The following is a 391-nucleotide window of genomic DNA, read 5'->3' on the forward strand; positions in this document are numbered from 1 at the left end:
GCCCCATCCCCAGACCATCCCCGTCGACGTCAACTTCTTCGACCTGGGCGGCCATTCGCTGGCGATGTTCCGCCTCCAGGACGCACTGGAACGCCACACGGGCAGCCGCCCGCCGATCGTCGCCCTCTTCCGCCACACAACAGTGGCGGCCCAGGCCGACCTGATCAGGGGCGGCGGCACCCAGGCCCACGACCCCGAGGCCGAGGCCCGCCGCACAGCGGCCCGCCGCGCCCGAGCCCTACGAGCCCGCCGCCACACAACCCAGAACCAGAACCAGCCGAATTGACCACCGCACCCCCACGCGTCCGCACCCCCACGCATCCGCACCCCCCACGCGCCCCCCGCCGCCGACGCAACCGGAGTGGGCCGTGGCGGGGCGGCGCAGCCCGCC

At 74.9% G+C, this 391-nt stretch carries 1 protein-coding gene; it reads left to right on the forward strand.

The genetic code is table 11. From position 1 onward, the window contains the following. Positions 1–286, forward strand: a 286-nt coding sequence (locus JHN63_RS52125; RefSeq protein WP_200692066.1) for an acyl carrier protein, incomplete at its 5' end; no start/stop codon positions are given. Positions 287–391 lie beyond the last annotated feature (105 nt).

The sequence above is a fragment of the Streptomyces sp. MBT65 genome, from assembly GCF_016612545.1.
GTDB lineage: Bacteria > Actinomycetota > Actinomycetes > Streptomycetales > Streptomycetaceae > Streptomyces.